This is a genomic window from Sphingomonas sp. BK345 (assembly GCF_014193845.1).
GTDB lineage: Bacteria > Pseudomonadota > Alphaproteobacteria > Sphingomonadales > Sphingomonadaceae > Sphingomonas.
This window is the reverse complement of sequence record NZ_JACHZX010000001.1, coordinates 288,641-309,038: the sequence shown is the minus strand read 5'-3', so window position 1 is coordinate 309,038 and position 20,398 is coordinate 288,641. Positions and strand designations below refer to the sequence as shown.

The window sequence follows — 20,398 nt, the reverse complement described above, 5'->3', positions numbered from 1 at the left end:
TCCCTCCTGCCTCGCCGTGTCGCGCTTTGTGTCACGCCCGCGATAGGCGCGCCGCGATCGGGGCAGTTGTCCTCCTTTCCCGCGAACCAGCGCGAACGTCAATTAAAAAAGAAAGTAGGTGTAAGTTTGGAGCAGTGCAGCAGTTGTGCGTGATGCTTGCGGCGTTTACCTGTGAAAGACCGCTACCCTCGCACCCGCTCGGAGACCCTTGTTGCCCCTGCCACCTCATGCGACGGGAGCAAGCGGGACGGCTCAGCGGACGCTGCACGGCACCAACCCGGCACGCGCGGGCGAGCGCAACGAGCGGCTCGTGCTCGAGGCAATCCTGCGCGCGGGGGAGTCGACGCGCCTCCAGCTCGCGGAGCAGACCGGCCTCTCGCCAGCGGCGATCGCGAACATCACCCAGCGGCTGACTGACCGCGGCTTCGTGTTCGAAAAGGGCCGGCGCACCGGCGTGCGCGGCATGCCCGCGATCCGCTTCGCGGTGAACCCCGACGGCTGCTTCAGCTACGGCGTCAACATCGACCGCGATCATGTCACGCTGGTCGCGCTCGATCTCACCGGCGCGGTGCGCGCGCGCTACACGCAGGAGATCGACTTCGCCGCGCCGCGCGCGGTCGCCGCTTTCATCGGCGACGCCATCGCCACCTTACTGGCCGAGGGCCTGATCGAGCGCGACCGCGTGCTCGGCATGGGTGTCGCACTACCGGGGGGGCTGGGACACGTCGACCTGCCCGGTCTGCCGCGCGCCTATGCCGAGTGGGACAGCGTCGACCTGCCCGCGCTGCTCGCGCCGCTCGGGACGTGGCCCGTGATCACCGAGAATGACGCGGCCGCGGCGGCGATCGGCGAGGCGCGTTTCGGCAGCGGGCTGGCGCACCGCAGCTTCTTCTACGTCCTGCTCTCCGCAGGACTAGGCGGCGGGCTGGTCGTCGCCGGCAACTATCACCATGGCGCCACCGGGCGCGCCGGGCGCATCGGCTTCCTGACCGATCGCGCCGGCGCGCCGCTCCAGTCGATCGTCTCGCTCTCGGCGCTCAAGACCGATCTCGCCGCGCACGGCCTCGCGCCGATCGCGCCCGCCGAGCTGGCGAGCGCCGATGCCGCCGCGAGCGCGGTGATCCGCGGCTGGATCGAGCGCGCCGCCGCGGCGCTGGCGGGGCCGATCGCGACGATCAGCTGCCTGATCGATCCCGGCGCCATCGTGATCGGCGGACGGCTGCCGGTGCCGCTGATCGATGAACTCACCGCCGCGATCGGGCGGCACCGCGACGCGGTGGACGATCCGGTGGTGCCCGCCGCGCCCGTGCTGACCGCACAGCTCGCCGCCGACGCGCCCGCGATCGGCGCGGCGATCCTGCCCTTCAACGACCTCGTCTTCCTGTCGGCGGACGACTGAGCCGCGTGCGCCTCAGAACCGCTCCGCGAGCAGACGCGGGTAGCGCGCAGCGACCGCCCCGATCATCTGGCCGAACATGCCGTTCACCCAAGCAAACCAGGCGCGGGTGAAGCGCGCCGGATCGTCCTTGTGGAAGGACTCGTGCATGAAGCCGGTACCGGCGTGGGTCGCCTTGAGCGTGCGCAAGCAGTCGCGCACCACTCCCTCGTCGCGCGTCACCATCGCGCGCGCGATGATCGCCATCGGCCACACCTTGTCGAGCCCCATGTGCGGGCTGCCGATGCCGCTCGCGGCGCTGCCCTGCACGAAGAACGGATTGCGCGGACTCCACGCCAGTTCGGCGGTGCGCTGGTAGAGCGGGTCGTCGACCGACGCCGCCTCGATCAGCGGCAGGCCGTACAGGCTGGGAATGCCCGCGTCGTCGGCGAACAGCCAGTTGCCGAACCCGTCCACCTCATAGGCCCAGACCTGCCCGCCGCGCCCGTCGGGCACGATCGCGTGCTTGCGAAGCGCCGCCTCGACCTCGTTCGCCAGCGCCTCTGCCTCGCGCGCGGCGTCGGCGTCGTCGCGCGCCTCGCGGTGGACGCGCGCGACCTGGCGCAGGCTCGACACCGCGAACAAATTGGCGGGGACGAGGAAGGGGTAGACACAGGCGTCGTCGGAGGGGCGGAAGGCCGAGTGGATCAGGCCGACCTTGTTCGAGGGCGGGCCATAGCCGTCGAGCATCAGGCTGTCGGTCGGGATCTTGGTGAGCCGCTGGTAGCGGTACGGGCCCGGCGCCTCCTTGCGCTGCTGCACCCGCAGCGTCTCGACGATCAACGCGGCCGAGCGGCGCCACAGGTCGTCGAACGGCGTCCGGTCACGCGTGGTCGCCCAGAAATCGTGCGCGAGCCGCATCGGGTAGCAGAGCGAGTCGATCTCCCATTTGCGCTGTGCCACGCCGGGCCGCATCTCGGTGTCGTCGAGCGTGGCCGAGTCGAGGTTTGAGCGCGCGCCAGGGTCGCGGACGAAGGCGTTGGCATAAGGGTCGATCAGGATGCAGCGTGCCTGGCGCTGGATCAGCCCGTGCAGCATCTCGCGCAGGGGCCGGTCGTCCCGGGCGAGAGGTAGATAGGGTTCGACCTGCACCGCGCTGTCGCGCAGCCACATCGCGTCGATGTCGCCGGTGATCACGAAGGTGTCGGACTTTCCGTCGATCGTGCCGGTGAAGACGGTGGTGTCGAGCGTGTTGGGATAGCAATTCTCGAACATCCAGGCGAGTTCGGGGTCGGCGATCCGCGCCTTGAGGCGGCTGAGCTCGCGTTCCACCGCGGCGCTCACGAAGCGCCGCTTCGCCAGCGGTGGGCGCTGGCTGACGAAACTGGCCGGGGCCGCGGCCGCGGGTGCGCCGATCGTCAGCGCGGCGGCGGCGCCCATCACGGCGCGTCGCGTCGGGTGCATGTCTCTCTCCTGGTCTGCCCCGGTGCTGCCGGTAATCAAGGACGATGTGACACGCGGACGGAGGTGCAGCAATCAAAAAGAAAGTAGATGGAAGATTGAGCTGCGACTATGCTAGCCAGGCGGATGAGAGGCGCGCGCCGAAGTAGTGCGGGCCGGCAGGCGAGGAGGATCGAGTATGGAAGGTCGACACGGCGCCGGAACGGGCGCGACGCTGGGCCTCGACCGACGCACTCTGCTGGCCGCGCCGGCCGCGCTCGCCGCCGCCCGCCCCGCCTGGGCCGCGACGCCGGCGCGACCGTCGAAGCGACCGCCGCTATCCGAGCGTCGGTTCCACAGCGCCGCGGTGGAGCATGAGATCGTGCGCGTGAAGCGGCGGATCGCCGACCCGAAGCTCGCTTGGATGTTCGAGAATTGCTACCCGAACACGCTCGACACGACGGTGTTGTCAGTCACCGACGACGACGCCTTCGTCATCACCGGCGATATCCCGTGCCTGTGGCTGCGCGACTCCTCGGCACAGCTGCGCCCCTATCTCCACCTCGCCGCCGGCGACCCGGCGCTGACCAGGCTGTTCCGCGGGTTGATTGCGCGGCAGGCGCGCTGCGTGCTGATCGATCCTTATGCCAACGCTTTCCTGCAGGATCCGAGCGGGCGCACCGACCTGGACTCGTCGCAGCACGACCAGACGGAGATGAAGCCGGGCGTGGCGGAGCGGAAGTGGGAGGTGGACTCGCTCTGCTACGTCCTGCGGCTCGCCTCGAGCTATTGGCGCGCGACCAGGGACCGCGCGCCCTTCACCGCGGAATGGGCGCAGTCGGCGCGCGCGATCGTCCGCACCTTCCGCGAGCAGCAGCGCCGCGACGGGGCCGGCCCGTACCGCTTCCAGCGCAGCAGCGTGCAGCCGACCGAAACGCAGCTGTGGAGCGTCGGCAATCCCACGCGGAAGGTCGGCCTGATCCACTCGAGCTTCCGTCCCTCCGACGACGCGACGATCCTGCCGTTCCTCATCCCGGCCAACATCTTCGCCGCGCGCACGCTGCGTGAGCTCGCGGTGGTCGCGACCGAGGCGCGCGGCGACGCCGCGCTCGCCACCGACGCCGCCGCGCTGGCGGCGGAGATCGAGGCCGCGCTTGCCGAGCACGGCCGCATGCGACTGGCGGACGGGAGTGAGGTGTGGGCGTTCGAGGTCGACGGCTTCGGCAACGCGCTGTTCATGGACGATTGCTGCGAACTCTCACTCTCCGGCCTGGCGTTTCTCGGCTGCGCCGCGCCCGACGATCCGCTGTGGCGCCGCACCGAGGCGGCGGCGTGGAGCGAGCGCAACCCCTGGTTCGTTCGCGGTCGCGCCGGGGAGGGGCTGGGCGGGCCGCACGCCGGCTTCGACCTGATCTGGCCGATGGCGACGCTGGTGCGCGCCGCCTCGAGCCGCGACGACGCGCTGGTCCGCGCCTGCCTCAGGTCGGTGCGCGACACCGATGCCGATACCGGCTTCGTTCACGAGACCTTCCACAAGGACGATCCCGCGCGCTTCACTCGGCCGTGGTTCGCCTGGGCGAACGGGCTGCTGGGCGAACTGATCGTGACCCTGGCACGCGACAGGCCGCAGACGCTGCGCCAGCGACTCTGAGGCGATGGCCGGATCACGCCGACCATCGGCAGCACGGCCGCTCCGCTTGCCAGATTAGCGTGAGTAGCGGGGCGAGCCAGGCTCGCGTCAGACGATCGCTGACGTGATCAGCATGACCAACGGCCCGCTAGCACGCGGGTCGTCTCTGGCCGAGTCTCACTGCTTCAACCAATCCGCTGTGATGTCGCCCCGATGCCCTTCCGGCGCCAGTGCGGCGCGAAGCGCTTCCAGCAGGGGCGGCAACGCCTGCGTGAAGGCATAGGGCGGATTGATGATGAACAGGCCGGCGCCGTTGTAGATGCCGGGTGCATCGGCATCGTACAACCAATGCTCGATTGACAGGAACTTCGCGATGTCGAGCCGCCGCAAGGCGCCCTTCCATCGCTGATGCGTCACGCGAACCTTCAGAGGATACCAGATCACCGTCACGCCATGCGCCCATTTGCGGTGCGCCGCGGCCAGGGTGGTAGTGATGCGGGCGCGTTCGTCGGTCTGCTCATACGGTGGATCGACCACTACCACCCCGCGACCGGTGCGGGTCGGCAGCAGCGCCAGCCACAGCTCGTAGGCGTCGCGCTCATGCACGGCAGCGGGCGTGCCGCGCATCGCGGCGCGCAGGGCGCGCGCGTCCTCGGGATGCTTCTCGTTGACGATCAGCACGTCCTGCGGGCGCAGCAACTGCGCCAGGACCTGCGGTGAGCCGGGATAGAGACGCGGCTCCGCCCCGGCATTCACTGCGCGTACGGCAGCGCGGTAGCCGTCCAACAAAGGATTGGCGTCGGCGAGGGCCCGCAGCACGCCGTGCGCGGCCTCGCCCGTGCGCTGGGCCTGTGCGCCGCCGAGATCGTAGAGCCCGCAGCCGGCGTGCGTGTCGATCAGGGTCAGCGCGCCGTCTTTCTGCTGCAAGGCTCGAACCAGCGCGATCAGCAGGCTGTGCTTCACGACATCGGCGCTGTTGCCGGCATGGAAGGAGTGGCGATAATTCATCTTCGATCTGAGCCTTGCTGACCTGCCCTTGCACGAGCCGCCGCTCTCGTGACGCGCTTTGCCCTCATGCAGACCGGCCGCTGCCGGGCGCGCTCGGTTCTGCCAGCGCCTCGTATGCGCCCGGCGCGATCCCGACGAGCGACCAGTCGCCGATCGACCAGCGGACCAGCCTCAGCGTGGGCAGCCCGACCGCGGCGGTCATGCGGCGTACCTGCCGGTTGCGCCCTTCGCGGATGGTGAGCCTCAGCCAGCTGTCGGGGATCAGCGCGCGGCGGCGGATCGGCGGATCGCGCGGCCACAGGTCCGGTGCATCGATGCGATCGACCTCGGCGGGAAGTGTCATGCCATCCTTGAGTCTGACGCCCTGCCGCAGGCGCGCCAGCGCCGGTTCCTGCGGATCGCCTTCGACCTGGACAAGATAGGTCTTGGGCATCTTGAAGCGTGGATCGGCGATGCGTGCCTGTAGCCGGCCGTCATCGCAGAGCAACAGCAGGCCCTCACTGTCGCGATCGAGCCTCCCGGCGGGATAGACCCCTTTCACGTCGATGAAGTCCGATAGCGTCGCGCGAGCCGTCGGCGATCCGCGGTCGGTGAACTGGGAGAGGACCCCGAACGGTTTGTTGAACAGCAGCAGCCGGCTCATCCGGCGGCCTTATCGCTCGGCCGGGGCGATGTCTCCTGGCGCGTGCACGGGCGCGGCGAGCGCGACAGACCAGGCAAGCCGCCACGGCCGACCCTTATTCGTCCTGATGCGCCCCCGCCTGTCGTGTCACGCGATCACAACCGTCCGCGCACCCCGAAGAAGAAGGCGCGGCCCGAATATTCGTAGAAGTTGGGGACATTGCGCAGGTCGTTGAAGCGCTTCACCGCCTGGCCGAGCAGGTTCGAGCCCTGCGCATAGACGGTGAGGTGGCTGCTCAGGTCATAGGACAGAGTCGCCGAGACCTCGTGGTATGGATCCTCCTTCACCGGCAGATAGGCGAGATTGCCCGACTGCGCGTAGGTGAAGCGCGACTGGAAGCTGTACGACACCTGCGCGCCGATCCCGTGGTTCTCGTAAAACAATTTGCCGTTGGCGGAGAAGGGGATGGCGCCGGGCAGGTCGGTGGTGACGTCGCCCGACGTGGCGCGCGAGCGGTTGTAGGTGAGGTTCGCCTGCACGCCGAAGCCGTTGTCGAGGAAATACTGGCCGCCGACCTCCACGCCGTAGACGTCGGCGCTGTCGCCGTTGCGTACCTGGTAGTCGACGAAGTCGAAATTTTGCTGCTGGTTGGCGGGCTGCGCGGTCGGCGTGACCACCACGTCGACCGGCACGGTCGAGACGAAATTGGTGATATGCTTGTAGAAGGCCGCCGCGGTCAGGGCGAGGCGGTTGGACGGATAATATTCGAGCGACAGGTCGAGCTGGTTGGCCTCGGTCGGCTTCAGGTTCGGATTGCCCGCGTCATAGATGATATAGGTGCCCGACTGCGCCGAAGTGGCGTCCTTGGCGGGGGACAGCTCGGCGAAGGTCGGGCGCGAGATCGCCTGCGACGCCGCGAGCCGCACGCGCAGCCCGTCCGCGAGATCATAGGCGAAGTTCGCCGCGGGCAGCAGCCGCAGATAGTCGCCGCCGCCCGTGATCGGCTCGACCTCGTTGAAGGCGACCGCATTGTCCTGCGTGCCGGCGCGCGGGATGATCGTCGCGATCGAGGCGCCGTAGCCCACCGACGACACCTTGGTGGCGACCAGTCGCCCGCCGATGTCGGCGCGCCAGCGCTCGCCGGCGAGGTTGAACTGGACGTAGCCCGCCCAGGTGCGCTCGCGGATGCGGTAGGAGGCGGGCAGGTCGTCCTGGATGATCTGGGTCGAATAGCCGGCGGGATAGGGCGACAGCGCGCAGCCGTCGACCGTCGCGCCGCTCGCATCGAGGCAGCTGTTGGGGTTGAGCACCGCCGGGTTGTTGTCTGCGCGGGGCAAGGCCGCCAGATAGGTGTCGATGTCGAAATTGCGGAAGTTGCGCGGGAAGTTGCCCGGCAGCTTGCTCAAGATGTTGCCCTGTCCCGGGCGCACCACGTCGGCGCCGATCTGCCCGAAGGTGAAGGGGTAGCCGCAATAGTTGCACGAGGTGGTGTACTGATTGTCGACCGTGGTGACGTTCTTGCGACGATCGGTCCAGGCGGCGCCGAAGCTGATCGCCTTGAACGCGCCATTGTCGACGCGATACTCGCCGTCCATCTTGCCGCTCTTGATTTCGTCCGAGATGTCCTGGCCCTGGATGCCGATATAGTGCGCGCGATAGTCGTCGTTGGTGGCTTGGTCGATCGTGCGCCCGCCCGGTAGCGTGATCGCGAGATCGGGCAGGCCGTTGTCACGCGTTGCGAAGGTCGCCGAGGCACCGGGGACGCCCGCGACGACGAAGCGGTTGCGCCCGCCGGTATTGTTGGTCGCCTTGCCGTAATAGCCGTCGAAGGCGAGCTTGAGCTGGTCGACCGGACGCCAGTCGATGTGGCCGCCGATCTGATAGGTCTGGCTCTGCCGCGGCTCGTCGGTGGTCAGCACCTCGGAGACGAGGTCGTTGATCGCGAAGCCGGTGACCACGTTGTTGCGATCGACCGAGATCGACGCCGGGTCCCAGCGCGGCGCGCCGTCGTCGCCGAGCGAGTTGAGATAGTTGGACGAGCGGTAATTGTGTTGGGTGACGTCGAAATGGCTGTAGACGCCGTCGATGGTCAGCTCGAAGCGGCTCGACGGCTTCCACTGGAACGCGCCCGCCGCGCCGATCCGCTCGCGCTCGCCGGTGACATAGCCGACGCTGTAGTAATCGGGCCAGATATAGGCCGGGCCGGCGGTGTTCGGGTCGACCTTGCCGTCGCGGTTGAAGTCGAGGCCATAGCCCGCCTCGGTCCCGTCGGTGATCGAATATTCGCCGAGGTTGTCGGTGCGGAACTTGTACTTGTTGTAGCTGGCGCCGACCAGCAGTCCCATCGTGTCGTCGGCGAAGGTGGTGCTGACGACGCCGCTGGCCTTGTAGCCGCCCTTGTCGACCAGGTCGTTATACTGGCCCTCGAGCGCGGCCGAGGCGTGGAAGCCGGGGCGGTCGAGCGGTCGCGCGGTACGCAGGTCGACGTTGCCGCCGATGCTGCCCTCCAGCTCGGACGCACGTACCGCCTTCTTCACCTCGGCGCCCGAGATGATCTCGGACGGCAGCACGTCGAACTGGAACGAGCGGTCGGTGCCGTCGGTCGGCAGGATGCGGCCGTTGAGCGTGGTGATGGCGAAATTGGAGCCGAGCCCGCGCACGGTGATGTCGCGTCCCTCGCCGCGGCCGTCGCGTCCGACCGTCACGCCCGGGATGTTGGCGAGCGCCTCGGCGACGTTGCGATTGGGAAACTTGCCGAGCTCCTCGGAGGAGATGGCGTCGACGATCGTGTCGGCGTTGCGCTTGGCCTGGATCGAGCGGAGCAGGCTGCCGCGGACGCCGCGCACGACGATGTCGCCGCCGGTCGTCACCGGGCCGTCGGGCTGGCCAGTCTCGCCGGGCTGCTGCGACGGGTCGGACAGCACCGCCTGCGGGTCGGGCGAGGCGGTGGAGGACTGCTGCGTGCCGTCGACCGGGGCGGTGGCGTCCTGCGCCGCAGCCTGGCTGGCGATGAGCAGGGCGGCCAGGCTCGCGCCGGCCAGGATCTTGCCACGCCCGTGCTGCAGCTGCGTCATCGCCACTCTCCCTCTTCCCCGCACCCGGTGCGAAACGTTGCGACTTGCTATCGTGAGCGTAGCAATACTGTCAAATAGAAAAGAAACGAAACCTAGCCGGAGCATTGTAGCCGCCGGTCACGGCTGGTAAGCCGGTGTGTGAACGGGAGGATGCGATGTCCACGGTACGGGACACCAGCGGCAGACGGCAGCAGATCAGCGCGATGGTGCGCGAGCGCGGCAGCGTGCAGGTGGCGCCGCTCGCCGAGCGCTTCGGCGTGTCGATGCAGACGATCCGCAAGGACCTGCACTTCCTCGCGAAACGCGGTGTGGCCGAGCGTTCCTACGGCGGCGCGATTGTCGCCGACGCGGTGAACGTGATCGCCGAACCCGCGGTGGAAGCGAAACGCGCGGCGCACGTCGACGAGAAAGCGCGGATCGGCGCGATGGCGGCGGCGATGGTGCGGCCGGGCGAGTCGGTGGTGCTCGACTCGGGCACGACGACGCTCCAGATCGCGCACCATCTGCCCGACGACGAGGAGATCACCGTCCTCACCAACGACCTCGACATCCTCTGCGCGCTGGCGCGCAAGGAGCGGATCCGCGTCGTGATGCTGGGCGGCGCGCTGCGCCGGCGCAATCGCGCCTTCTACGGCGCGCAGACCGAGGCCGCGCTGGACGACCTGCACGTCGACAAGCTCTTCCTCGGCGTCGACGGCTTCGACCTCGAGCGCGGCATTACCACGCACTACGAGCCCGAGGCGATGCTCAACCGCAAGATGGTGCGGGCGGCACAGCAGGTGATCGCGGTGACCGACCAGTCCAAGTTCGGCCGCGTCTGTCTCCACCGCATCCTCAACGTCGCCGAGATCGACGACCTCGTCACCGACGCCAGCGCCCCCGAGGGATTGCAGGCCGCGGCCGAGCGGCTGGGGTTCCGCCTGCACGTGGCGTGAAGGGGGGCGTCTCCGCGGACGCGGAGATAGCGGTGGTGAGCGCGCCCGTGTTCCTGCACACGCAGGAACCAGGGGGCAGGTGCGGTGTCGCGCGTGACTCTGGGCTCCTGCGTGCGCAGGAGCACGGGGATTTCGAGCGAGCCGCTCCCTTTCCCTTTCCTCCGTCATCCCGGACTTGTTCCGGGATCCACGGTGCCGCGTGTTCAACGCCCCGTTGCTCTCGCGGACGGCTGGATTCCGGACCAAGTCCGGGATGACGGGTTGTGCGTGTGGGGGGAGTGGCGGGGGGCACATGCCTCAGCCCCGCCACCTTACCCACCACCTCACCTCGCCAGATGGAAGAACCGCCGCGCATTGCCCCAGTAGATCTTGTCGATCACAGCGCGGGGCAGGTTGAGCCCCTTGGCGTCGGCGCCGATGGCGTCGACGCGCTGCGGCAGCGGCGTCGCGAGATAGCGCCAGTCGGCGCGCCAGACGCGGTCGGCCTCCTTCGGGAAGTCGCTGGTGGCGGGCGGGTTCTGCGCGCGCGCGGCGGGATCGGGTGGGCTGTCGGTGAGGTCGGTGCCGTAGAGGATGCGGTCCTGGTACTTGATGAAGAAGGCGCGCACCTTCGCGAGATCGGCGTTCGACTGGACCTGCAGGTTGGACAGGCGCGCGGCGAGGTCGACCACGGTGTTGGGGTAGCGGTCGAAGAAGCGCGCCAGCTCGTCGACGCTCCACTCCAGGCTGGCCATGTGCGCGCCGTCGAACGCCAGCTTCGGGTGGCGCGCGACGAAGCGGTCGCGCGCTGCCATCAGTGCCTCGTAGCTCGGCTCCTCCGGGTGGAGGTACATGTAATATTCGGGGTGCGCCTTGAAATATTCGCGGTCGTTGTCGGTCGTCATCTGGTCGAGCGGCAGCCAGCAGTTCTTGGGCTCGGCCTGGTGCGCGATCAGCGGGATGCCGCGCTGCTCGAGATGCGCCATCACGCCGTCGAGCCGCGGATCGTCGAGGAAGACGCGTTTGCCGCTCGCGTCCTTGGCGACCATCCCGATGTTCTTCCACACCTTCACCGCGATCGCGCCGCGCGCGAAGGCCTGATCGAGCTGCGCGATCGTGCGCTCGGGCCAGCCCGGCGTACCGAAGCCCGCCATCGAGAAGGTGGTGGCGTAGCGGAAATGCGCCGGGTCGGCGGCGCGCATCGTGCGCGCGATCGCGGCCTGGCGCGCGAGCGGGGGAAAGTCGGGATAGTCGACGTTGATCGACAGCACATCGAAGCGGTCGCGCTTGGCGAGGGCGAGGAAGCGCGAATCCTCGACATTGGCGTGAAAATGCGAGTCGAACTTGGCGACGCGCGCGAAGTCGGCCTCGGTGTAATGCGCCTCGGGCGTCGCCGCGCTCGCCATCAGCAGGACCGCGATCAGGCTCATCGTCTCTCTCCCACTCGCGCGTAACGAAAGAAAACGCGCCTTGATGTTGCGGTTTTTGTTTGCGCGTCCGTCCGCGTTGGTGCAAGCTCTTTCTCACCGGCCATCGAGCCGCACAGGAGAGAGTCAGCGATGCCGTTCACCTCCGTCACGCGTCGATCCATGCTCGGTCGCCTGCTCGTCGGGGGCGCGGCGGTGGCGCTGCCCGATCTCGGCAGCGCGGTCTGGGCGGCCGCGCCCGCGGGGGTGCGGCTGAGCGACGGCACGCTGACGATCGACTATGATCGCGCCATGCGCGCCACGGTCGCGCATCGCGGCCAGGTGATCACGCCGCGCGCGCAGCCCGAGGCGCTGTTCCTCGCCGGCGCCGCGCCGCTCGGCAGTTTCCTGCTGCTCGACCATCGCGAGGAGGCTGCGGCGGGGCCGCACGGCAGAGGGCGGCGCCACGTGCTGCGCGCCACCGCGGGCGGGCAGGTCGAGCAGACCGTGGCGGTGACCTTCCTCGACGCTTTTCCCGGCCTCGCGCTCTACGAGGTGAGCTACCGCAACACCGGCGCGGCGCCGCTGGCGATCGCCGGCTGGCGCGTCGCGACGCACGACCTCACCGCGCACGCCGACGGTGCCTGGACCTTCGCGGGGGCCTCCTATCCCGACCGGCGCGACTGGGTGCAGAAGGTCGCGCCGGGGTTCGAGCAGCGCAACTTCATGGGGATGAACGCCTCCGACTATGGCGGCGGAACGCCCGTGGCGGTGGTGTGGCGTCGCGACGTCGGGCTGGCGGTCGGCCATCTCGAGACCAGCCCGCGCCAGGTCGCGCTGCCGGTCGCCGCGCAGCCCGGCGCGACTCGATTGGGGCTGAGCGGCGATCAGCCCGCGCTGCTCGCGCCGGGCGCGACGCTGACGCTGCCGACCGCTTTCCTGATGGCGCACGCCGGCGATCATTTTCGCCCGCTCGACGCCTATCGCCGGCTGATGGCCGAGCGCGGGGTCGAGGCGCCCCCGATCCCCGAGTCGAGCTACGGGCCGATCTGGTGCGCCTGGGGCTATGAGCGCGACTTCACGCTCGACCAGGTCTATGGCACTTTGCCAAAAGCCAAGGCACTCGGCTTCGAATGGGCGGTGCTCGACGACGGCTGGCAGACCGCGGAGGGCGACTGGAAGCTCAACCCCGCCAAATTCCCGCGCGGCGACGCCGACATGCGCGCCTTCACCGATCGCATCAAGGCAGACGGCATGCGCCCGCGGCTGTGGCTCGCGCCGCTCGCGGTCGACCCCGGCACCGACCTGCTGCGCGACCATCCCGACATGCTGCTGCTCGACCGTGACGGCTCGGCGCAGAACGTCAGCTTCTGGAACGCCTTCACGCTCTGCCCGGCGTATCAGCCGACGGTCGATTATTTCCGCGCGCTGGTGCGCCGCATCGTCACCGACTGGGGCTATGACGGGCTCAAGCTCGACGGCCAGCATCTCAACGGCGTCGCGCCCTGCTACAATCCCGCGCACCGCCACGCGCATCCCGAAGAGTCGAGCGAGAAGCTGCAGGACTTCTGGAAGGCGATCCACGACGAGGCGGTCGCCGCTAATCCCGAGGCGGTGCTCGAGTTGTGCCCGTGCGGCGATAGCTTCGCCTTCCACAATCTGCCCGCGACCAACAACACGCCCGCCTCGGACCCGCTGTCGTCCTGGCAGATCCGGCTGAAGGGCAAGACCTTCAAGGCGCTGATGGGTCCGTCCGCGCCTTACTCAGGCGACCATGTCGAGCTGAGCGACGGCGGCGACGACTTCGCCTCCGCCTATGGCATCGGCGCGATCCCCTCGACCAAGTTCACCTGGCCGCGCGACACGCCCAAGCCGATGGAGAAGCTGCCCCCGGGCGGGTTCGTCCTCACGCCCGAGAAGGAAGCGCTTTGGGGCAAGTGGGTCGCGCTGTACCGCGAGCACATGCTGCCCAAGGGGGAGTATCTCGGCGGGCTGTATGACATTGGCTTCGACAAGCCCGAGGCGCACGCGATCGCGAAGGACGGTGCGCTCCACTACGCCTTCTACGCTGATCGCTGGTCCGGACCGATCGCTCTGCGCGGGCTGGGTGAGGGCAGCTACGCGCTGGTGGACGGCTTCACCGGCCGCTCGCTCGGCACCGCCTCGCGCAGCCGGCCGACGCTGACGGCGACGTTCGAGCGCGCGCTGCTGGTGCGCGCCACCCCGATCGCGCGGGGCGCGGCATGAGCGGGGTGGCGCCGGCGGGGCGCGGCTGGCTCGTCAACGCGCTCGTCACGGTGGTGCTATGGGGTGTGTGGGGCGCCTTCTCGGGCCTGTCGCCGCAGCGCGGCTTTCCCGAGACATTGGTCTATGTCGTCTGGGCGCTGACGATGGTGCCGCCCGCGCTGGTGGTGCTGAGGCAGGCGGGGTGGCGGCTCGACCGCTCGCCGCGCGCGATCGGCTATGGGCTGGCTGTGGGGCTGCTCGGCGCGGGCGGGCAGATGCTGCTGTTCTACGCGGTGGCGCGCGGGCCGGCCTATCTGATCTTCCCGATCATCTCGCTGTCGCCGGTGGTGACGATCGCGATGTCCTTCCTGCTGATGGGCGAGCGCACCGGCAGACTGGGGGCGCTGGGCATCCTGCTCGCGCTGCTGGCGCTGCCCACCTTCGACTTCGCGCCCGGCACGGGCGGGGCGGGGGCCTCGGCGGCGTGGCTGCTGCCCGCGGTGGCGGTGATGCTGTGCTGGGGCGTGCAGGCCTATTTCATGAAGGCGGCCAATCACGTCACCTCGGCGGAGAGCATCTTCGTCTACATGACGCTGTCAGGGCTCGCGCTCGCCCCGGTGGCCTGGGCGATGACCGATACCGGCCGCGCGATCAATTGGGGGCTCGACGGGCCCGGGCTGGCCGCGGCGATCCAGCTGCTCAACGCGATCGGTGCGCTGACGCTGGTGTTCGCCTTTCGCTACGGCAAGGCGATCATCGTCGCGCCGCTCGCCAACGCAGGGGCGCCGCTCGCCACCGCGCTGATCTCGCTCGCGGTGCTCCATGTCGTGCCGGGGCCGCTCAAGACGCTGGGGATCGTGCTCGCGCTCACCGCCTCGCTGCTGCTCGCGATCGAGCCCGATGCGGCCGATCCGGAGGGCGAACCCGCAGCCGCGACTATTTAGTTTCGCTAAGTTTCGCTTTCTTGTGTTCTGCTGCGTCCGGCGTTATGTCGGCCGCGTAAAGGGAGACGCACGTGCACTTACTTCTCGACCTGGTGAACCGGCATAAGGCGGGGGAGCGCATCGGCGTGACCTCGGTCTGCTCGGCGCACCCGCTGGTGATCGAGGCGGCGCTGCGCCACGCGCTGGCGAACGGCGCGCCGTTCGCGCTGGTGGAGGCGACCTCCAACCAGGTGAACCAGGACGGCGGCTATACCGGCATGGTCCCCGCCGACTTCCGCGCCTTCGTCGAGCGCATCGCGGCGCGAGTCGCCTATCCGCTCGAGCGGCTGGTGCTCGGCGGCGACCATCTCGGACCGAACGCCTGGACGGCGCTGCCTGCGGCCGAGGCGATGGCCAAGGCCGAGACGATGGTCGCCGACTTTGTCCGCGCCGGCTTCGCCAAGATCCACCTCGACTGTTCGATGAGCTGCGCCGACGATCCCGTGCCGCTGCCCGAGCGGACGATCGCCGAGCGCGCTGCGCGCCTGTGCCGCGCCGCCGAGGACGCCTTTTCCGGCGATCCCGCGGCAGCCCCGGTCTATGTCATCGGTACCGAGGTGCCCGTGCCCGGCGGCGCCGCCGAGGACCTCGACGAGCTGGCCGTGACCGATCCCGAAGCGGCGATCGCCACCGTCGACATGCATCGCGAGCTGTTCCGCGCTTCCGGACTCGCTGAAGCCTGGGAGCGCGTCATCGCCACCGTGGTGCAGCCCGGCGTCGAGTTCGACCATGACAAGGTGGTCGACTATCGCCCCGAGCGCGCGGTCGCGTTGAGCCGCGCGATCGAGCCGGTGCGGCATCTGGTCTACGAGGCGCACTCGACCGACTATCAGACGCCGCAGGCGCTCGCCGCGCTGGTGCGCGACCATTTCGCGATCCTCAAGGTGGGCCCCGGCGTTACCTTCGCGTTGCGCGAGGCGCTCTGGGCGCTCGACGCGATCGACCACGAGACGGTCGCCGAGGGCGCGCGCGCGAACCTGCGCGCCGTCACGCTCGAGCGGCTGCGCGCCGAGCCGAAGAACTGGGCGAAATACTACCACGCCACCGGCCCCGCGCTCGACCTGCAGCTGCAGTACAGCCTGTCGGACCGAATCCGCTATTACTGGCCCGACGCGACGATCGCGGCGGCGCAGGAGCGGCTGTTCGCCAACCTGCGCGAGACCCCGCCGCCGCTGCCGCTGCTCAGCCAATATCTGCCCGCGGCCTATGCCGCGGTGCGCGCCGGCCGCGCCGGTCTCGACCCCGCCGAGCTCGTGATGGCGCAGGTCGGCGCCACGCTCGACGCCTATCACGGAGCCTGTTTTCCCCATGACTGACACGCTGATCGCCGCCCCCGCCGCGGAGCCCGGCGACTCCTCCTGGACGCGCCGCGAGATCGCGCAACAGCCCGCGACGCTGCGCGCCACCCAGAAGCTGCTGAGCGAGGCGCGCGGCGAGATCGAGGCGTTCCTCGCGCCGCTGCTCGCGCGTCCAGAGCTGCGTATTGTGCTGACCGGCGCGGGCACTTCGGCCTTCATCGGCGAGTGCCTCGCGCCGTGGTTGTCGCGCGCGCTCGGTCGCGCGGTCGAGGCGATCGCCACCACCGACATCGTCGGCGCGCCCGAGCTGTACCTGCGCGGCGATGTGCCGACGCTGCTGGTCTCGTTCGGCCGCTCCGGCAGCAGCCCCGAGAGCGTCGCCGCGGTCGAGCTGGTCGACCGCCGCGTCGCCGAGGCGCACCACCTGATCGTGACCTGCAACGCCGAGGGCGAATTGGCGCGGCGCGGTGGTCCTCGCGCGCACGTGATCGTGCTGCCCGAGGCGACGCACGACCGAAGCTTCGCGATGACGTCGAGCTTTACCGCGATGACGCTCGCGGCGCTGTCCGCGCTCGGCGGCATCGCCGCGATGGACGCGCGGATCGAGGCCATTGCTGCGGGCGTGCAGGACATGCTGGCGCGCGCCGAGCCGGTCGCCGCGGCGCTCGCGGCGCGCGGGTTCGACCGCGTCGTCTATCTCGGCAGCGGCGTGTTCACTGGGTTGGCGCGCGAGGCCGCGCTCAAGCTGATGGAGCTGAGCGACGGCGCGGTCGTCACCGCCTTCGACAGCGCGCTGGGCTTCCGCCACGGCCCCAAGACGATCATCACCGACCGCACGCTGGCGGTGGTATTCGTCGCCAACGACCCGCTGACGCGTCGCTACGACCTCGACATCGTCGCCGAGCTGCGCGGCGACGCGCGCGCGGGCGAGGTCGCGGTCATCTCGGCGCGGGCGGACGAGGGCGCCACGATCGCGCTCGCCGGGATGGACGACGCGCCGGACGCCGACCTGCTCTTCCCCTATATCGTGCCGGCGCAATTGTTCGCGCTCCACGTCTCGCTCGCGCTCGGGCTCACGCCCGACCAGCCCAACGCGAGTGGCACCGTCAACCGCGTGGTGCAGGGCGTGCGGATCCACGCCGACGAGGCATGAGCGGGCGCTTCTACCTCGGCGTCGACGGCGGCGGGACCAAGACCGAGTTCGTCTGCATCGACACCGCGGGCACGGTGATCGCGAGCGCGGTGACGGGCACGACCTACCATCTCGAGGTCGGCGAGGCGGAAGCGGTGCGGCGCATCGCCGAGGGGGTGAGCGCGATCTGCACCCAGATCGGCGCCGCGCCCGCGCACCTCGACCACGTCTTCCTCGGGCTGCCCGCCTATGGCGAGGACAGCGCGGTCGACCCGCGGCTCGACGCCGGGGTGCGCGAGCTGCTCGGCCACGCGCGCTTCCGCTGCGACAACGACATGGTGTGCGGCTGGGCGGGATCGCTGGCGTGCGCGGACGGGATTAACGTCGTCGCGGGCACCGGCTCGATCGCCTATGGCGAGCGCGGCGGCCGCGGCGCGCGCGCGGGCGGCTGGGGCGAGCTGTTCGGCGACGAGGGTTCGGCCTATTGGATCGCGCGCACCGGACTCACCGCTTTCTCGCGGATGAGTGACGGTCGCTTGCCCATCGGGCCGCTGCACGCGCTGCTGCGCGAGGCGCTCGTGCTCGACGATGACCTGGCGCTGTGCGAGCGCGTGATGGGCGCGCGCGGCATGGCCCGCGGCGAGATCGCGGCGCTGGCGACGCTCGTGTCGCGCGCCGCCGACGCAGGCGACGCCGTGGCGCGCGCGATCCTGGGGGAGGCCGCGGCCGAGCTGGTGCTGCTCGCGACCGCGCTGCGCGCGCGGCTCGGCTTCGATCCGGGCGAGCGCGTGCCGGTGTCCTGGTCGGGCGGCGTGCTCGCCAACGTGCCCGCGGTGCGCGACGCGTTCACAAGGGGACTGGAGGCGGCGGGCTGCGCGCCGGTCGAGCCGCTCCACGCGCCCGGCTATGGTGCGGCGCTCTACGCCCGCCACCTTGCCGCGTCGAGGTAAGCGATTGGGTTCCTCGTCTGATCCGCTGCTGTGCTCCTGCGCGTGCGGGAGCCTGGTGCCACTGGCGCCGCCGGCCATGACGCTGGGCTCCGGCGTCCGCCGGAGCACGGCGAAGCGGGTGGTTCGTCGTCTCCGGCCCTTTCCCGTGCAGCGGCGAGATCTATGATGTGGCGAACAGCGAGGTCCCGTCCGATGCGCCTGCCTACCTTGTCCCTCGCCACGCTCGCGCTCGTGCTCGCCGGCCCCGCCGCGGCGGCGCCCGACCCGCTCGCGCCGACCGGTCGCTGGTCGGCGCCCGAGCATGCCGCGGCGCGCACCCCACCGATGGGGTGGAGCTCGTGGAACGCCTTTCGCACCGAGGTGGACGAGGAGAAAGTGCTCGGCGCCGCGCAGAAGCTGGTCGACAGCGGGCTGGCCAAGCTCGGCTATCGCTACGTCAACGTCGACGACGGCTGGTGGCTCAAGCGCCGCACCGCCGACGGGCGGCTGATGATCCGCACGCGCATCTTCCCCTCCGCCGCGGTCGCCGGCGGCAACAGCAGCTTCCGTCCCTTCACCGACCGGCTTCACGCGATGGGGCTCAAGGCGGGGCTGTACAGCGACATCGGGCGCAATGCCTGCTCGCAGGCCTATGACCTCCACTCGCCCAATCTGCCCGAGGGCACGACGGCGGAGCGCGAGGTCGGGCTCTACGGCCACGTCGACCAGGACGTGGCACTCTACTTCCGCGACTGGGGCTTCGACTATCTCAAGGTCGACGCCTGCGGGATCAACGTCTACGCACCCGGCGCGCCGGTGGTGGTGCAGAACGGCTATCGCGCCTTCCCGCCGCTGATCGACCAGGCCTCGATCAACCGCACCGACGTGGCGCAGGTCCGCTCGCTCTATGCCGCGGTCGCGGCCGCGATCGCGCGCTACCGCCCCGACGGCGACTCGATCCTCGCCTTGTGCACCTGGGGCAGCGCCGACGTGCGCCGCTGGGGCAAGGAGGTGGGCCAGATGTGGCGCACCAGCCAGGACATCACGCCGCACTGGACGCGCATGCTCCACTCGTTCGACAGCGCGTCGACCCGCGCGCTCTACGCCAAGCCCGGCGCGTGGAACGATCCCGACATGCTGTTCATCGGGCAGGGCGACTTCGACGCGCAGCACCTCACCGAGGCGCGCACGCACTTCGCGCTCTGGGCGATCATCAACGCGCCCTTGTTCATCGGCTATGACCTGCGCCAGGCGCCCGACAGCCTCATGAGGATCTGGGGCAATGCCGACATCGTGCGCGTCAACCAGGACCCGGGCGGCCACCAGGGCGTGATCGCCTACGCCTCGGACGACGTGCAGACGATCGTGAAGACATTGAGCAACGGCCACAAGGCGGTCGTGCTGCTCAACCGCGGGCTGGCGCCGGCCGAGATGAACCTCACCGCGGCGCAGCTCAAGCTCGCGCCCGACGCGCCGATCACGCTGCACGACCTATGGAGCGGTCGAACGCTGGCGCCCTTCACCGGCGAGACCACGTTCACGCTGGCGCCGCGCGAGAGCCGCGTCTTCGAGGTGAGCGGCACGCGACGGCTGCGAGACGGCATGTACCTGTCGGAGGTACCCGGTGACGTGAACGTCGCGGTCGACGGCGTGGTCGCGCCCGAGCCCGACCCCATGGTGCATCGCATGATGGGGCAGTGGAGCGGCACGCGCGACACCGGCGAGCGCCCGACCTACGCCGGCTGGGGCGGCGCGCAGGCCGACGCCACGCCCTATGACCAGACGCTCCAGGTCGCGGGGCGCAGCTACGACACCGGCATCGGCGTGCTGGCGCAATCGCGGCTCGAGGTGCGCACGCGCGGCGCCGCGCGGTTCGAGGCGCTCGTCGGCGTCGACGATTCCACCCGCGACACGCGCGACGCCGCGGAGTTCCTCGTCTACGGCGACGGCCGGCTGCTCGCGCGCTCGGGCGCGATGCGCTTCGGCGAGGCCGCGCGCCCGCTGCGCGCCGAGCTGCGCGGCGTTCGGGTGATCGAATTGGTCACGCGCAAGGTCGGGGACGCGACCGATCTGCCGCTCGTCACGACATGGGCGGAGGCCGCGTTGCGCGGCGGCGGGGAAGGGCTTGCGTCGCGTCGCTAGAGAAGCCGCTGCGGGGCCGCCGCGGGCCGCCGCCTTGCCGTGGACAGGGCCGATCGAGAAACCGAGCGCCGCACGTTTGTTGCGCGGACGCACCCGTCGTCGCCGCCTTTCATCTATATTCGGGTGGTTTCGCTTCTTTTCTAATTGACTGTGATGTTGCGCTCGCGATAGCACAGCGAAAGAAAGCGCGCTGACCTTTACGTGCGATCGGCTGAACGA

General features: G+C 69.8%; 14 protein-coding genes. 9 read left to right on the top strand and 5 right to left on the bottom strand.

All coding sequences use genetic code 11. The features are described 5' to 3' along the window. The first annotated feature begins 211 nt into the window (after nt 1–211). Complete coding sequence (locus FHY03_RS01385; protein WP_260158600.1) at nt 212–1,399, top strand: ROK family transcriptional regulator; 1,188 nt, start codon at nt 212–214, stop codon at nt 1,397–1,399. 12 nt (nt 1,400–1,411) lie between these two features. On the opposite strand, the gene FHY03_RS01380 is transcribed toward FHY03_RS01385, so the two are convergent. Then, a complete protein-coding gene (locus FHY03_RS01380) occupies nt 1,412–2,839 on the bottom strand; it encodes a glycoside hydrolase family 125 protein (protein WP_183921272.1) in 1,428 nt (475 codons plus the stop codon). A gap of 175 nt (nt 2,840–3,014) precedes the next feature. Between FHY03_RS01380 and FHY03_RS01375 the strand changes: the two genes are divergently transcribed. Further along, the gene (locus tag FHY03_RS01375) at nt 3,015–4,466 is read left to right on the top strand and encodes a glycoside hydrolase family 125 protein (protein WP_183921271.1); all 1,452 of its coding nucleotides are present in this window, start codon (nt 3,015–3,017) and stop codon (nt 4,464–4,466) included. A gap of 156 nt (nt 4,467–4,622) precedes the next feature. Here the strand turns inward: FHY03_RS01375 and FHY03_RS01370 are convergent, their stop codons facing one another. The 3 genes from FHY03_RS01370 to FHY03_RS01360 form a co-directional block, all read right to left on the bottom strand. Next, on the bottom strand, nt 4,623–5,453 hold the full coding sequence (locus FHY03_RS01370; protein WP_183928261.1) for a 23S rRNA (adenine(2030)-N(6))-methyltransferase RlmJ: 831 nt from the start codon (nt 5,451–5,453) through the stop codon (nt 4,623–4,625). Nucleotides 5,454–5,517: 64 nt separating this feature from the next. Further along, on the bottom strand, nt 5,518–6,096 hold the full coding sequence (locus FHY03_RS01365; RefSeq protein WP_183921269.1) for a pseudouridine synthase: 579 nt from the start codon (nt 6,094–6,096) through the stop codon (nt 5,518–5,520). A 134-nt stretch (nt 6,097–6,230) separates the two neighbouring features. After that, the gene (locus FHY03_RS01360; protein WP_183928259.1) at nt 6,231–9,149 is read right to left on the bottom strand and encodes a TonB-dependent receptor; all 2,919 of its coding nucleotides are present in this window, start codon (nt 9,147–9,149) and stop codon (nt 6,231–6,233) included. Nucleotides 9,150–9,304: 155 nt separating this feature from the next. Here FHY03_RS01360 and agaR point away from each other — a divergent pair, with 155 nt between their 5' ends. Beyond that, entirely contained in the window at nt 9,305–10,084 is a 780-nt protein-coding gene (agaR, locus tag FHY03_RS01355) for a transcriptional repressor AgaR (protein ID WP_183921267.1), read from the top strand. Nucleotides 10,085–10,407: 323 nt separating this feature from the next. On the opposite strand, the gene FHY03_RS01350 is transcribed toward agaR, so the two are convergent. Continuing rightward, a complete protein-coding gene (locus FHY03_RS01350; RefSeq protein WP_183928257.1) occupies nt 10,408–11,493 on the bottom strand; it encodes an amidohydrolase family protein in 1,086 nt (361 codons plus the stop codon). 129 nt (nt 11,494–11,622) lie between these two features. On the opposite strand from FHY03_RS01350, the gene FHY03_RS01345 reads away from it, so the two are divergent. The 6 genes from FHY03_RS01345 (at nt 11,623) to FHY03_RS01320 (ending at nt 20,179) form a co-directional block, all read left to right on the top strand. Continuing rightward, nucleotides 11,623–13,716: a glycoside hydrolase family 36 protein gene (locus FHY03_RS01345; RefSeq protein ID WP_183928256.1), complete on the top strand. Its 2,094-nt coding sequence runs from the start codon at nt 11,623–11,625 to the stop codon at nt 13,714–13,716. Then, nucleotides 13,713–14,639, top strand: a complete 927-nt coding sequence (locus FHY03_RS01340) for a DMT family transporter (RefSeq protein ID WP_183928254.1) — start codon at nt 13,713–13,715, stop codon at nt 14,637–14,639. Before FHY03_RS01345 ends, FHY03_RS01340 begins: the two co-directional genes overlap by 4 nt. A gap of 71 nt (nt 14,640–14,710) precedes the next feature. Continuing rightward, a complete protein-coding gene (locus tag FHY03_RS01335) occupies nt 14,711–15,994 on the top strand; it encodes a D-tagatose-bisphosphate aldolase, class II, non-catalytic subunit (RefSeq protein ID WP_183928252.1) in 1,284 nt (427 codons plus the stop codon). After that, nucleotides 15,987–17,129 (top strand): SIS domain-containing protein, encoded by a 1,143-nt coding sequence (locus tag FHY03_RS01330; RefSeq protein ID WP_183928250.1) that lies wholly within the window; start codon nt 15,987–15,989, stop codon nt 17,127–17,129. The genes FHY03_RS01335 and FHY03_RS01330 overlap by 8 nt, the downstream gene beginning before the upstream one ends. Continuing rightward, nucleotides 17,126–18,058, top strand: a complete 933-nt coding sequence (locus FHY03_RS01325; protein WP_183928248.1) for an N-acetylglucosamine kinase — start codon at nt 17,126–17,128, stop codon at nt 18,056–18,058. Before FHY03_RS01330 ends, FHY03_RS01325 begins: the two co-directional genes overlap by 4 nt. Before the next feature lie 192 nt (nt 18,059–18,250). Beyond that, nucleotides 18,251–20,179 (top strand): NPCBM/NEW2 domain-containing protein, encoded by a 1,929-nt coding sequence (locus FHY03_RS01320; RefSeq protein WP_183921260.1) that lies wholly within the window; start codon nt 18,251–18,253, stop codon nt 20,177–20,179. Nucleotides 20,180–20,398 lie beyond the last annotated feature (219 nt).

What these genes read in the sequence shown, in the direction of transcription:
- FHY03_RS01320 (WP_183921260.1), top strand. Translation starts at nt 18,251, where the DNA reads ATGCGCCTGCCTACCTTGTCCCTCGCCACGCTCGCGCTCGTGCTCGCC.
- FHY03_RS01380 (WP_183921272.1), bottom strand. Translation starts at nt 2,839, where the DNA reads ATGCACCCGACGCGACGCGCCGTGATGGGCGCCGCCGCCGCGCTGACG.
- FHY03_RS01370 (WP_183928261.1), bottom strand. Translation starts at nt 5,453, where the DNA reads ATGAATTATCGCCACTCCTTCCATGCCGGCAACAGCGCCGATGTCGTG.
- FHY03_RS01345 (WP_183928256.1), top strand. Translation starts at nt 11,623, where the DNA reads ATGCCGTTCACCTCCGTCACGCGTCGATCCATGCTCGGTCGCCTGCTC.
- FHY03_RS01360 (WP_183928259.1), bottom strand. Translation starts at nt 9,149, where the DNA reads ATGACGCAGCTGCAGCACGGGCGTGGCAAGATCCTGGCCGGCGCGAGC.
- agaR (WP_183921267.1), top strand. Translation starts at nt 9,305, where the DNA reads ATGTCCACGGTACGGGACACCAGCGGCAGACGGCAGCAGATCAGCGCG.
- FHY03_RS01330 (WP_183928250.1), top strand. Translation starts at nt 15,987, where the DNA reads ATGACTGACACGCTGATCGCCGCCCCCGCCGCGGAGCCCGGCGACTCC.
- FHY03_RS01340 (WP_183928254.1), top strand. Translation starts at nt 13,713, where the DNA reads ATGAGCGGGGTGGCGCCGGCGGGGCGCGGCTGGCTCGTCAACGCGCTC.
- FHY03_RS01350 (WP_183928257.1), bottom strand. Translation starts at nt 11,493, where the DNA reads ATGAGCCTGATCGCGGTCCTGCTGATGGCGAGCGCGGCGACGCCCGAG.
- FHY03_RS01365 (WP_183921269.1), bottom strand. Translation starts at nt 6,096, where the DNA reads ATGAGCCGGCTGCTGCTGTTCAACAAACCGTTCGGGGTCCTCTCCCAG.
- FHY03_RS01325 (WP_183928248.1), top strand. Translation starts at nt 17,126, where the DNA reads ATGAGCGGGCGCTTCTACCTCGGCGTCGACGGCGGCGGGACCAAGACC.
- FHY03_RS01375 (WP_183921271.1), top strand. Translation starts at nt 3,015, where the DNA reads ATGGAAGGTCGACACGGCGCCGGAACGGGCGCGACGCTGGGCCTCGAC.